This is a genomic window from Vampirovibrio sp., assembly GCF_041737375.1.
GTDB lineage: Bacteria > Cyanobacteriota > Vampirovibrionia > Vampirovibrionales > Vampirovibrionaceae > Vampirovibrio.
On sequence record NZ_JBGSRV010000009.1, the window covers coordinates 22,768 to 35,692 of the forward strand.

The 12,925-nt window shown below is 50.3% G+C and carries 12 protein-coding genes; 6 read left to right on the forward strand and 6 right to left on the reverse strand.

Annotated elements, in window-relative coordinates; all coding sequences use genetic code 11:
• Positions 1 to 33: 33 nt before the first annotated feature.
• On the forward strand, positions 34 to 333 hold the full coding sequence (locus ACEW81_RS04740) for a hypothetical protein (protein WP_373531822.1): 300 nt from the start codon (positions 34 to 36) through the stop codon (positions 331 to 333).
• On the opposite strand, the gene ACEW81_RS04745 is transcribed toward ACEW81_RS04740, so the two are convergent.
• Both ACEW81_RS04745 and ACEW81_RS04750 read right to left on the reverse strand, forming a co-directional pair.
• Positions 330 to 1,841 carry a phosphodiester glycosidase family protein gene (locus tag ACEW81_RS04745; protein ID WP_373531823.1) on the reverse strand — a complete coding sequence of 504 codons (1,512 nt, stop codon included), beginning with the start codon at positions 1,839 to 1,841 and terminating at the stop codon, positions 330 to 332. The two genes, ACEW81_RS04740 and ACEW81_RS04745, sit on opposite strands and share 4 nt — an antisense overlap.
• Positions 1,842 to 2,157: 316 nt before the next feature.
• Positions 2,158 to 3,636, reverse strand: coding sequence for a HEAT repeat domain-containing protein (locus ACEW81_RS04750; RefSeq protein ID WP_373531824.1), 1,479 nt, complete (start codon positions 3,634 to 3,636; stop codon positions 2,158 to 2,160).
• Between the two features lie 532 nt (positions 3,637 to 4,168).
• On the opposite strand from ACEW81_RS04750, the gene grpE reads away from it, so the two are divergent.
• Both grpE and dnaJ read left to right on the forward strand, forming a co-directional pair.
• Entirely contained in the window at positions 4,169 to 4,828 is a 660-nt protein-coding gene (gene grpE, locus ACEW81_RS04755) for a nucleotide exchange factor GrpE (RefSeq protein WP_373531825.1), read from the forward strand.
• A gap of 141 nt (positions 4,829 to 4,969) precedes the next feature.
• Positions 4,970 to 6,127: a molecular chaperone DnaJ gene (dnaJ, locus tag ACEW81_RS04760; protein WP_373531826.1), complete on the forward strand. Its 1,158-nt coding sequence runs from the start codon at positions 4,970 to 4,972 to the stop codon at positions 6,125 to 6,127.
• 6 nt (positions 6,128 to 6,133) lie between these two features.
• Here the strand turns inward: dnaJ and ACEW81_RS04765 are convergent, their stop codons facing one another.
• The 3 genes from ACEW81_RS04765 to ACEW81_RS04775 all read right to left on the reverse strand — a co-directional run bounded on the left by ACEW81_RS04765 (position 6,134) and on the right by ACEW81_RS04775 (position 7,877).
• The gene (locus tag ACEW81_RS04765) at positions 6,134 to 6,445 is read right to left on the reverse strand and encodes a hypothetical protein (RefSeq protein WP_373531827.1); all 312 of its coding nucleotides are present in this window, start codon (positions 6,443 to 6,445) and stop codon (positions 6,134 to 6,136) included.
• A 141-nt stretch (positions 6,446 to 6,586) separates the two neighbouring features.
• Positions 6,587 to 6,892: a hypothetical protein gene (locus ACEW81_RS04770; protein ID WP_373531828.1), complete on the reverse strand. Its 306-nt coding sequence runs from the start codon at positions 6,890 to 6,892 to the stop codon at positions 6,587 to 6,589.
• Between the two features lie 163 nt (positions 6,893 to 7,055).
• The gene (locus ACEW81_RS04775; RefSeq protein ID WP_373531829.1) at positions 7,056 to 7,877 is read right to left on the reverse strand and encodes a hypothetical protein; all 822 of its coding nucleotides are present in this window, start codon (positions 7,875 to 7,877) and stop codon (positions 7,056 to 7,058) included.
• Between the two features lie 248 nt (positions 7,878 to 8,125).
• Between ACEW81_RS04775 and atpD the strand changes: the two genes are divergently transcribed.
• From atpD to ACEW81_RS04790, 3 genes are all read left to right on the forward strand, one after another.
• The gene (atpD, locus tag ACEW81_RS04780) at positions 8,126 to 9,553 is read left to right on the forward strand and encodes a F0F1 ATP synthase subunit beta (RefSeq protein ID WP_373531853.1); all 1,428 of its coding nucleotides are present in this window, start codon (positions 8,126 to 8,128) and stop codon (positions 9,551 to 9,553) included.
• A 17-nt stretch (positions 9,554 to 9,570) separates the two neighbouring features.
• Positions 9,571 to 9,963 carry an ATP synthase F1 subunit epsilon gene (atpC, locus tag ACEW81_RS04785; RefSeq protein ID WP_373531830.1) on the forward strand — a complete coding sequence of 131 codons (393 nt, stop codon included), beginning with the start codon at positions 9,571 to 9,573 and terminating at the stop codon, positions 9,961 to 9,963.
• A 237-nt stretch (positions 9,964 to 10,200) separates the two neighbouring features.
• Positions 10,201 to 11,169 carry a DUF2145 domain-containing protein gene (locus ACEW81_RS04790; protein ID WP_373531831.1) on the forward strand — a complete coding sequence of 323 codons (969 nt, stop codon included), beginning with the start codon at positions 10,201 to 10,203 and terminating at the stop codon, positions 11,167 to 11,169.
• Here the strand turns inward: ACEW81_RS04790 and ACEW81_RS04795 are convergent.
• On the reverse strand, positions 11,159 to 12,898 hold the full coding sequence (locus ACEW81_RS04795) for an ankyrin repeat domain-containing protein (protein ID WP_373531832.1): 1,740 nt from the start codon (positions 12,896 to 12,898) through the stop codon (positions 11,159 to 11,161). The genes ACEW81_RS04790 and ACEW81_RS04795 overlap by 11 nt on opposite strands.
• Positions 12,899 to 12,925: the final 27 nt, after the last annotated feature.

A 12,925-nucleotide genomic window follows, 5' to 3' on the forward strand; every position in this document is an offset into this window, starting at 1 on the left:
GTCTGGTTAAACCTCGTTCAATAATGCTGAAAGATGGAGGCCTGGCTGCTTATTTTTAGCCTGAAACACTCCGTATTACTTTATTTTACTGGCAAGATGAGAAATGTGCCGATTGGCAAGCTTGAGACACTCAACATTTTATCAATACGGGGATTGAGCCAGCAGCATCTGATGCTTGTAAATCAGCCACCCAGCCTGATTGTTGATCCAGCTTATAGTATAGCATTATTCAGGCTGATGGTTAGGGTGGAGAGGCATTTGGTACAGTCCTTGCCAAGGAAAAAATCAGGTGGGGCCGATTTTTCTTTAAGGCTGAATGGCGCTGATTTTTAGCGGCTGAAGCGTGTGGTGTCGAATCGCTCAGCCATTGAGCCATCGCCACTGTGCTTAATGAGCAGGGAGTTGCTGACCCCCACCGAACCGGCGGACGGGGTGTTCACGGTTCGGCCAAATACAGACATCTGGGTGGAGCTGCCGCCATCCAGATTCATGGCGTTGACCGCCCCCAGTTTTTTCATGAGGTGTGATAACTCATAAATGGTCATGCCCACCGAAATTCCTTTTTGTCTGCCATCCACCGTGACCAGCAACATTTTTCCAGTAGCGGTAACGCCCACTGCGCTTCGGGGTTCCCGGCTGCCTAAACTGCTGGCTGTAAAGTGCTGAGCCTGCAAGTCTACATAGGGATGTCCCCCCTTTACCAGCCAGGGGCCCCCGCCAATGGCATGTTTCATTCCCGACCAGTCTGGAATGGTGTAAATATTGACACTGACCGGCAAGTTGGGCCCCAGGTTGGCCAGGGCCAGCATGTCGGGGGTGGCTGGCCCGGAAATGACCACCCCGTCTTTGGGGATGGGCAAGGCTTCATTTTGAGATACCCCTGCCACCCGGTCGTTCCGCAGTAAAATTTGCAAGCCATTTTGAGGTACCTTGGGTGCGGTTTTCCCCCAGCGTGTGGTGTAAGCAACGGTTTGATCGGCTTTGACCCGAGGCTGGTTAATGGTATGAACACTAACCTTGCGCCGATCGGGCATCACCACTTCTCCACCCAGCCGAATGCGATCCATGACCACTTCGTTGGTGGGGGTCAGTCCCAAGGCCACCCGATCGTAGATAGGCCCCGAAATTAATTCCTGATTAATAATAATGATCCCCAATGGAATGCCCACATCCTGTTTGAAGAAGGAGCCATTAATGCCTGCAATGGCTTGATTTCCGGACACCATGTTGGCTACGTTGGATTTGGCCCCCATACGGTTGGCAGCCAAAGCTGGGGTAATGTCTACCGACGGATTTTGAGGATCTATTTCCAGTATATTAACTCTGGCAGGCCCGCTGGACAGTTGCTCCACAAAACTGGTGTGTTGAACGCCCGGTGAAATTTCGTTACCGTTGCCGTTTTTGGGAATAAAAACATGGGGAACGTTTAACACCATCTGGTGGGCCGAATGGCTGATGGTTACCGAGCCTACCATGGATCTTTTGATGAAAATCTGAACTCGCCCGTTGCGGTTTTCCGCAAAAACGCCTTTCAGGTTGGGCCATGGAAAATTCCGGTTCATGGGCAAATCTTTGGCTGAGGCTGCAAAGCTGACCGTCATGGGCTGTCCGGGCTGATCGGTTACCCGCAGTGTTTGGGGCGATCCATTGAGCTTTAAAATTAATTGGGTGTTGTTGTCAGATTCCAGAATTTGCAGCTGGTGCAATACGGAAACTGCCGGTATCTGAAGGGGGCGCTGGGCCATGACCGGATCAAAAATGGCCATGGGGCTCAATGCCAGACCTGCCGCCAGTAAAAGCAGGGCAGAACGGTATGAGCTGAAAAGCTGTGCTGCTTTCAAATGTAAAGTCCTTGTCAGGTTAAGGGCCATGATTCAGCGGGGCTGAACCGAGAGCTGGCGACTGGTATGAGGCCAACCCGTAAAACACCCTTCAATGTCACTTAAGCTGAACAGAGAGAACCCAAAAGGTTTCAACGCTAAAAAAGATAATAGAGATAGCCTTACCCGCTTTATTTTGGCGTTGAACCTAAAAAATGGACAGATTGTAAATTATTATTTTAATTATAGCCTCTTTATTATTCTGTTTCAACTTTAAAAACCGGAAACCCACTGGGGGCTTCCGGTTTTAAGAGATAATGGCCTATCTGAAGATTGCTTAGCTGGCCTGAGGCATACCGGGTTGCGGTGGCATTTGACCCGCTGCCTGAGCCTGATTGGCAGCGCTCATCAATCCGGATTTCACTTGCTGAACCGCATTTTTAACATCCTGGCTGGGGTCTTTGGCCGCACGGTTCAGTAAACCTTGAATCACTTTATCCTGAGGGCGATCGATGTAGCCCAGTGCGGTTACCGCCGCGGCTTTCACCGCAGGGCTTTCCTGAGCGTTCCCCAGAATGTTGTTAATGGAGTCCAGACCCGGCAACATGGCTGTTTCTACCTGGCTGTTCTGGGCGCGGTTCAGGTTGCCCAAGGCGAATAGGGCGGCTTGACGCACCAGATTGCCATCTTCCTGGGCTTGTCCTGGGGGTAGTTGGCTGGTGGGGGCCAAAGCTTCACGCTTCAGTAATTCGTAAGTCTCGCGGTTTCCCTGTTGGCGGGCCGCAAACTCCAGAATGGCACCCAGTTTGTGGTTGGGGGTGGGAGGATTGGCAATAACCATATTCAGTTCTTCAGGCCGCATTGCCTGAAAGTCCTGACCACCGGGCTGCTGCTGCATGCCGGGGTCCATAGGTTGTTGTTGCTGCATCATCTGTTGCTGCTGCATCGCTGGATCCATTGGGCCTTGCCCGTAAGGGTTTTGCGGTTGCATTTGCTGCATCATCATTTGCTGTTGCATAGCGGGATCCATCTGGCCTTGGGCGTAAGGATTCTGCGGTTGCATTTGCTGCATCATCATCTGCTGCTGCGTAGCGGGATCCATTTGGCCTTGGGCGTAAGGATTCTGCGGCTGCATTTGCTGCATCATCTGTTGCTGTTGCATAGCCGGGTCCATGGCCTGTGGCTGGGGGGCTTGTGCCTGTTGTTGTTGCAGCATGGCGTTTTGTTGTTGTAACTGCTGAATTTGGGCTTGCTGTTCCGCTTGTTGCTGTTGCATTTGTTGCTGGAACTGCTGCTGTTGTTGCTGAAGCTGGGTTTGTTGCATCTGTTGCAACTGACTCAGTTGTTGCTGAAACTGCTGAGGATTGGTTTGTGGAGGCTGAGTGGCGAATGCGGGAAGGGGTGCCATTGGGCTTGTCATTGCTGGTTGAGGCATTTGGGGCGTCTGGTTGGCCTGGAATGCCTGCCCGTTCACCTGGTTACCGATATTCAGATATTCGTTTCTGGCTTGCTCGGCATTCAGGTACGCTTGTTCCAGACGCTCTTTCAGAGAGCCCGCTGGCGCGTTATTGTTTCTGCGCTGGAATGTATCAGCAGCAGGACCTGCGTTTAACGCTGGGCTGGACGGGAAATTAGTGCCACCGTTAATTGCTGAACCGGCGGGATTGTTGCTGCCCGGCAAACCGCTTACAGACGATTCACCCTCAACATTGGTAAAAGGCCCATTGATGTTTAGCACCAATGCCCCGGAGGTGCGGGCTGGTGCCGGTTGAGATGGAGGTACCATCTGTTGGGGTAAGGTCGTTGGTATTGCCATAAATAGATGCCCCTTTATATAACGCATTCGCATTCTGGAACTAAACTAGTAAGATTGCTCAAGCCATGGTGTTGCTAGCCGGATTCTCTTTGTTAAGCCATTGTTACAACAGACGAGATATTGTCATCAGTACAATTACGGCCTGCTTAAGGCTGGGTTAAAGATGAACATCAACCATCCACGACTGGATTTGGGAAGGTCCCTATCCTTGTTCGCTCATGACATATCACTAAAACCGGAACATGCCAAGCATGGAACCCTGCCTTCTGCCCATGGTTATGGAGGTAAACTCTTAAAAAATACTTAAGGCGGTTCGCTCCCGGCGGGAGAGTTGTTATAATAAACCCCAAAATGTACGCTTAACCTTGCCGTTTGAATGACCACTCATCTGTTTGCCTCAAGCGTGATGGGCTGAACCCTAAGCATTCGCAGAGAACTCTCGAATTTGGGTAAATCGGTAAAGCCTTATATTTAAAAGGCATAGAATGCGTACATGCATTTATTTTATATCCGTTTAGAAGGAAGCCCATTTATGTTTAACAAATCCGCCCCTCGTGAATCTCAAGAGCGTGAATCTCAAGAAATGGAGTCTTCCGACATCGACACCATGAGCCAGCCGCAAGCGGTTGCCGGTTTCGGTGAAAACAGTGAGCCAGAAGCTGAACAGTCCGAGTGGCAAGGAAAGTATCAACTGTTACAAGACCAGTTCACCCGGCTGGCGGCTGATTTTGATAACTACCGCAAGCGCACCCGTGATGAGCAGGAATCTTTGGTGAAATATGGCGCCCAAAAAAGCATTATGGAGCTATTACCCGTGCTGGACAATCTGGAGCGGGCCACTGGCAGCTTAAGCGAAAGTTCTGACCCCAAGCTGCTGTATAAAAGCTTTAGCATGATGCGCCAGCAATTAATGGATGGGTTGGATAATATGGGCGTCACCAAAATCAAGGCCGTGGGTCAACAGTTTGACCCCTTGCTGCATGAAGCGGTCAACCAGATGGCCAGCGCGGAATTTTCCGAGGATACAGTGATGCACGAGGCTCAAAGTGGGTATCAGTTGCATGATAAAGTGATTCGTCCTGCCATGGTGGTTGTGTCCACTGGCGCGCCTCAGGCAGACACCGCCCAAGAGGCACCCACCGCCTTGGGAGCAGAGGCAGAAGAGAAGCCCCGGAATCCTTTTGTCAAATAGCCCTTGGCTGGCTCCTGTATAATGGCCTTAGGATTCCCCCTCTATAGCCGTCCTGAATTTTTAATGGGATTATCGATTGTCCCTTCAGGTCTATTCTAATTCAGCCCTCCCCCTGATATTAATCATTGAGAAAGTATGCAAATGAGTACAACCCGGCGAGATTATTACGAGGTTCTCGGTATTTCCAAAGGCGCTTCTACGGAAGAAATCAAGAAGGCTTTTCGGAAAAAGGCCAAAGAGTGCCACCCGGATACCAACAAAAGCCCGGATGCCGAATCGCAGTTCAAGGAATTGGGCGAGGCTTACGATGTACTTTCTGACCCCAATAAAAAGCAGGTTTATGACAACTATGGTCATGACGGCCTGAAAAGTGGCGGTTATCAACCGCAATGGGATTTTGCGGAAGGCTTCCCGGATTTGGGCGATATTTTCGCTTCCTTCTTTGGCGGGGCGGCTGGCTATGGGGGGCAGCGCCGTCGGGGTGGGCCTCAGCAAGGCAACGACCTGAGAATGGACTTGCAGCTAGAGTTCAACGATGCCATTTTTGGCACCAAAAAAGAAATCACATTTCACCACCTGGAAAATTGCGATTCTTGCGAAGGCAGCGGAGCCTCTGCGGGTTCCGGCCCTACGGTTTGTTCCACTTGCGGTGGGCAAGGTCAGGTTCGTCAAACCACCCAAACCATTATTGGTCACTTTACCCAAATTGTAACCTGTCCGAACTGTCAGGGAACGGGTTCCCTGATTGTGAACCCTTGCCGGGACTGTCAGGGGCAGGGGCGCACGTCGGTTGAAACCAAGCGCTCTATCGTCATTCCGCCGGGTGTGGATCAGGGTACCCGCTTGCGCGTGGCCGGAGAAGGAGATGCGGGTATTAAGGGTGGCCCTCCCGGTGACTTGTACGTGGTTTTGCAAATTAAACCTCACACCGAATTTAAGCGGGATGGCTACCATATTTACTCCTTACAGGAGATCCCCTATTCCGTAATGGCTTTGGGCGGCGAAGTGGAAGTAAACACGCTGGATGGTACCGAGCGTATTAAAATTCCTTCAGGGACCCAGAATGGTCATATTTTCACCTTGAAAGGCTCAGGGGTTCCTCACTTGAACAACAACAGCAAGCGAGGCGATCATTATGTGGAAGTTCAGGTTGAAATTCCTACCCAGTTGAGTGGCGAAGAGAAAAAGCTGCTGCAAAAACTGGGCGAATTGCAGCAGGATCGCAGCCGCAAAAGCCGAGCCAGTCAGAATGTTTCTATTGTAGGCAAGCTAAAGGAAGCCTTTGCGGGCGGCGCTTGATTGCGTTTAGCCACCGGTTTTTCTTGCATTTTCAGGACTTGAGAATTTAAAGCAGTCGAAAAAGCGCAAGAGTTGCTGATGCTGGTCTCTGCCATACTGGGATAGCGAACTGGAAGTGGGGCGTAAGTCGGCCCACGAATCTTCACGGGTTTTGAACACGGGCTTTATTTTTTTAGGCAAGTCGCTTGGGGCTCGTTTGGGAATCATGGTGAGGGTGGACTGCCATTCCACTGGTTGTGGCGCCTTATGCTGGGCGATTGTACAGAGTTGCTGGCCTACTTTGCTGAGCAGGATGATAGGCCCGGTTCGAAGTTGCATAGATTCCCCCTTCCCGATGGATGGCTGCGATTGATTTTAAAAGAACAACGCATCTGTGCGGCTCGATTGAAATCTATACAATCAAAAAAACAACAACCCGTCCAGTGAACCGAACGGGTTGTTGTAATCGAAAAATAGAAACTAGATTTTGCCGTTCCAGTAACCACCTTGACGGTTCACTAAACCATCCCAACCGGACCAGAAGCGGAAAGGAGGGAAAAGGCCGATGACGGCATGGGTGGCAACTTTGGGGCCTTTGTTGCTGTTAACCGCCTGGCCAATACCGGGCCAAACGAGGAAGGAAAGTACGCCTGCAACAACGGAGCGGCCGGAGATTTTCCCGCTGCGTGGGGGATCGGTGTTTGCAGCGATGGAAGCGGGCATTGCGCTTACCAGGGTACCTACCATCACCAGGCTAATTAGCCCTGTTTTCATAATGTTATTCATATTTCAGAACTCCTACAAAATATACCAATTGAAGCTGGATTTGGACTCACGCTTAGCCCAACCTCATAGCTATATTATTAACACAGCTTTATGGAATGGTGTTATAGAGCATCAGGTCAATCTTTTGGGGGTTTATATTTAAACCAAAACCAGAAGAAAAGGCTTATTCGGCGGGCAGATTAAAGGAACCCCCAAAATCAATGGTTACCGTGTCGCCGGGCTTGATGATGACACTGTCTCCTTTTCCCACCACGGCCACTGCGGCCTTTCCTGTGGTTACGGCGGTGCCTGCCAATGCCCCGCCCACAACCGCGGCAGGGACTGTAATCAGGCTTCCCAGTCCGCCCGCAATTTGTTTACCAGCGGAAAATCCTTGATCGGTAATGTTGCCAAAGGTCTGCTTACCTGCGTCCACTCCTTTTTGCACCTTCTTGCCAATGCCAGGATCGGCGTAAAGAGCGCCCTGATCATTCACCAGCGTGTTTTCGGTGGATAAATTCAGGGTTAAAGGCAGTAATTCACCGGAGGGAACCACCACGTGATCAAACGAAAGATAAATGGCGCCTCCCCGGCTGAAAAATGTGGGCCGTTTCACTTCCTGAACTCGGCCCCGAACCGTGGTTCCTGCCGGAAGCACCACCCGGCGAGTCGCGTTTTCACCCTTCACTGTGAAATCCTGGGTGAGGTACGCATTGAAAGCATCGCCTGTATTGGTGGTTCGAGAATCCATATCGGTGTTAAACCCAATGGTGAGCATGGTTCCGGCAGGCACTTTCTGACTTCCCGTCTGGATTTTAAGGGCCGAGGTGGAGGAAGGGGCCATGACCGGCTGGGATGGCTGAGCGGTGGGTGGGGGCGCTGTCATTTGAGCCAGAACCGGCTGGGAAAGCAGTGAAACTGCCAGCAAACAAGGCACCATTTTGGCAATGGCGGCGCTGCTTTTAAAAATGCCCAGCGTGCGGGCGTGTTGAATGGTTGAATTCATGCGTGCTTCCCCCGGTTCCTGCCTCAAGCTGAGGCTCTAACTCGATGGGTCTATTATAGCCCAAGCCTTTCTGGTTGACGAAGCGGTTTTTTATGGCAAGATTGGCTTGATGTCCTCCTCTGCAACCCCGTTTCAGGTTCATCAAAAAAGAGCGGACAAGACGTTCTGTATGGGGCGTCTTAATCAGATTTTAGAACAGTTTTTACCCATCCCCAAGCGTTTGACAGGAGATATTCATGGCCCAGGTGATTGATAAGACGACCGAGAAAACCTCGACAGGCGTCATCACTCAAGTAATTGGACCCGTGGTGGACGTTGAGTTTCCCGCTGGTGAGCTACCCGAAATTTACAACGCCTTAAGAATTGAAGACAAAGACCCCAACGGAAACCCGGTGATGCTGGTTACCGAAGTGCAGCAATTGCTGGGCGATAACCGGGTTCGTTCCGTGGCCATGGACAGTAGCGAAGGCTTGGTTCGGGGCATGAAAGTTATTAACACCGGCGCTCCTATTATGGTTCCGGTGGGCGATAAAACACTGGGTCGTATTTTGAACGTTTTGGGCGAGCCCGTGGATGAAGCGGGTCCAGTCAACGCCGAAGTGCATTGGCCGATTCACCGTCAGGCCCCAACCCTGACCCAGCGCTCCACCGATGTGGAAATTTTTGAAACCGGCATTAAGGTTGTCGACTTGCTGGCCCCCTACTCCAAAGGCGGCAAGGTTGGCTTGTTTGGTGGTGCCGGTGTTGGCAAAACCGTTATTATTCAGGAATTGATTAACAACATCGCCCAGCAGCACGGCGGTGTTTCCGTATTTGGCGGCGTGGGCGAGCGTACCCGTGAAGGGAACGATTTGTATCACGAGTTCAAGGAAGCGGGCGTACTGAGCAAAGTGGCCCTGGTTTACGGGCAAATGAACGAGCCTCCGGGCGCCCGTTTGCGGGTGGCTTTGTCCGCTTTGACCGTTGCCGAGTACTTCCGGGACGTGGCCAAACAGGATGTATTGCTGTTTGTAGATAACATTTTCCGCTTCACCCAGGCCGGTTCTGAAGTATCCGCCCTGTTGGGCCGGATGCCCAGTGCGGTTGGCTACCAGCCTACCCTGGCCACTGAAATGGGCGAGCTGCAAGAGCGGATTACATCCACCAAGGATGGTTCTATTACTTCCATTCAGGCCGTTTATGTGCCTGCGGATGATTTGACCGATCCGGCTCCAGCCACCGTATTTGGTCACTTGGATGCCACCACCGTACTGTCTCGTCAAATTGCCGAGCTGGGTATTTACCCTGCGGTTGACCCCTTGTCTTCTACCAGCCGGGCCTTAGACCCCTTGGTGGTGGGCGAGGAGCATTACAAAGTGGCTCGTGGCGTTCAGGCCAACTTGCAGCGCTACAAGGAATTGCAGGATATTATCGCCATTTTGGGTATGGATGAGCTGTCGGATGATGACAAGCTGGCCGTATCTCGTGCCCGTAAAATTCAGCGTTTCCTCAGCCAGCCCTTCTTTGTAGCGGAAGTATTTACCGGCAGCCCTGGTAAATACGTCAAGCTGGAAGATACCATTCGTGGTTTCAGGGAGTTGCTGGAAGGTCAGCACGATGATTTGCCTGAGCAAGCCTTTTACATGGTGGGCAGCATTGAAGAAGCCCGCGAAAAAGCCGCCAAATTAAGAGCTTAGGCTTAAGGAGCTGATTCATGTTACTTAAAATCGTAACCCCCGAACGGGTGGTGGTTGAAGCAGAAGTGGATGCCTTCTATGGTAAAACCCTGGATGGGATGATTGGCATCAAGCCTCGGCATATTCCATTGGTCACCCCTTTGGATATTGGGGTCATGAGCTACAGCATCAATGGTCAAAAGTACCCTTTAGCGGTGATGGGTGGCATGTTAAGCACGGATGGCAAAAGCGTGACCGTGCTTTCCGATGCCGCTGAGCTGACCGGTGAAATTGACGCCATTCGGGCCAAGCAGGCCAAAGAACGGGCCGAAGCTGAATTGCGAAAACTGGATGACAAGCATACTAATGCAGTTGCCCAGAAGGCATTGACACGAGCGTTAACCCGCTTGAAGTTGGTTAGTGCCAAGTAGTTAAGGCCCTTTAAATCTTGAAACGGAGCGGATGTTTACCGCTCCGTTTTGTTTAAATAATCTGCTATTGAATCCTGTTTTATTTGAGGTACCATAATTGCAATTCTGAGTTTCAAGAGGGGTTTTTCATAAGGGGTTATATTTAGGAGACGTAAATACGTGGGTCCATTTGTTTTGCCCACTGGTTCTTCCTATGTGAATCAGAACCATAGGGCTTTTTTAAAAGAGAAAATTGACTTGCCACTTTTTCCTGCAAGACCACAACGTTTGTCGCCGGTTTTTAAACCAGCGGTTCTGGATCAATTTGTGCCAAGGTCACGGACGAGGGCCTCTCAACTTCAATTGACCACTCAGGCCAGCGCCACTTTGCCGCCTTCCAATACGCGTAAGGCAGAGCATTATTTGTTGTTTTTTCCTTCCCTTTACCCCCGAGAGTGGGCCAGAGTCTGTCCGGCTCCTCGCAAAGCCGGGATGGATCCCCCGTTTGAGATGCTCGACAAAAAGGATTCCAGAAAGCTGGAAATGGCTCAAAAACTGGCGGACTGGACATTGAGTGAGATGAAAGCGGCCAACGCTGGCGTTGCCATTATTGCCCGAGGGGGGAGCCATATTTCCAAAACCCAGGATCGCACCTGGATGGAGCATAGCGGCATTTTAATGTACAACCGCAAGAGCAAAGAATGGGAAGTTTACAACCTCTTGAACGACTTTTGCGATCAGGCCCCCAGGTGCGAGATTTGGCGACATAAACCGCTGGATTTTTATTATTCTCAGCCCAATTATGATGAAGATGCCATGTTGTTATTGCCGGATGCCAACGTGCGTAAAAAACTGCGTAAAGCCATTGAGAGCGGCGCTTATAAGCAGCTTCAGTTTACGAACGCCTATAACCTGATCACTCGCTTTGATGGTCAAAAAAGCCTGAATTGTAACAAGTGGGTGTTGATGAACGTGGTGGCCGCCCGAATGGATAATTACAAGCCTGAGGCCGTATTGGCTGAAATTGGAAACACCTTTGCGCCAGGTGAAGTAAAAGTGTGTTCCGTAATCCGCCCATTGGCCAAGCAGCATCCTACTATTTTGCAAACCGAAGCCCCTTTGAGTGGGCCGATTAACACGGTAACCGCCGAGAGCTTGTATCGATCTGATTTATTTGAAAAAAAGCTGTTTTATGATCCCAAAACTTTAAAAAGACTTACCGGATAAGCGCCATTTTTAGCAGTTGGGCAACTTGCGGAGGGTTCGTGTTTTTCAGGGCCAAATCCAGCGGCGTTTCATTCCATTGATTACGACGACTAAGCTCTATGCCGGGCTGATTCAGGAGCACTTCAACGATTTCAGGGCTACCCATCAAGGCGGCATAGTGCAGTGGCGTATTTCCGCAAAAACTGGCACCATTCAGTAGGCTATTTTTTATGCCTTCTTGTAGTAGCATTTTTAAAATTTCGGGGTTGGTTTGAACCGCGGCAAAGTGTAAAACCGTATTTTGCTGATTGTCCACAGCGTTAATGGTTCCCCGCACTTGCAGTAAACGACGAATTATGGCGGGTTGGTTTTTTTGAATGGCGATATGAAGCGCTGTTTTGCCTCGATCATTGTGGACGTTGGCAGAAGCGTGATTGGCCAGCAATTGATTCACCAAATTCAAACCTCCCCAGGTCACGGCGTAATGAAGCGCTGTACTTCCTGTTTTATCAACGCTATTACAGTTAGCGCCCAGATTGATGAGGGTATTGACGGTTTCAAAATCTTGTAATCTGATAGCAAGCATTAACGGTGAAAAACCGTAATTGGCACTTTTCTGGTCGGGATTGGCCCCACCAACCAGCAGTTCATGAACCATTTCCGGCTTTTGCAGCAGAATGGCGTAATGCAGCGGTGCTTTCCCCTTCAAATCTTTCTGATTGAGCGCCGCTTTGGCTTCAATTAATGTTTTTAAATTACGGGTATTCAGGCTCTCAAGGGCCAAATGTGTTGGGGTGTGGCCACTTTCATTTTTGGCGTTGACAAAAGCGCCATTTTCAAGCAGCTTTTTCAGGATATTATGATCATCGCCTTTGGCGGCGTAATGAAGGGGGGTCCATCCTTTATGATCGGTTTCCTCCAGGAGGGCCTTTTCGGTAATCAGGGCGTCCACAGCTTCAAAAGAATAGTTTTGAACCGCATGGTGCAAGGCTGTCCCATCGCAACATTTTGCTTTGAGGTTTATATCTGTTTTGGGATGTCTGGCTAGCAGCTTGATGGCTGGAGCATTGTTGATGATTGCCGCATATTGCACCGGAGTATTGTTTTCCCGGAAAGTATTGGGGTTGATGCCAGGTGCTTGCAGGGTTTCTTTTAACAGTTCCATTTTTTTCAAGATCACGAACAGATGCAAAGGGGAGTGCTCTAATGAATCATTAAAAACGGCATTAATATTTAAGCCCGGTGTTCTTAATGCCGCTTTGATCTGTTCCAGATCACTCTGGGCTGTTTTTGGCGTGAGGCCAAGCAGCTGGCTAAATGCGTATTGACTTTCATCTTCCGAGGCTAGCAATACATGGTTGGCTCTTAAAAAATTTCGTAGCGCAAGAGAATGGGCTGGATTTTCGGCCAACAACTGGTTCACCAGAGGAAAGCCTTGCGGGTTTCTTCTGACTTGAGGCGCTTGGCCCTGGGTGGTTTTCTGAAATCTCGAAAAATAGTCCGGTACACCTTTCAGCATTTGGTTGAGCCAGCGCAGCGCAGAAGTTTTTTCCTCAGCAGGCGCGGCCAAAACTTTTTGAAAGGCATCCATCACCAAGTCATCCTGCAACATCAGTGCCTGTCCTACTTTGGGGTTTTCCAAGTAGGTTGAGACAGACCTGGAATCCAGTTTGCGTTTTTTGGATGAGGGCGCTTCTTCGTAAAACGAGCGTTCTCGATTGAAAGGGATGGTGTTTGAAATGCTTACCATTGTTAGCACCTTACGAGCTTGTGGTTC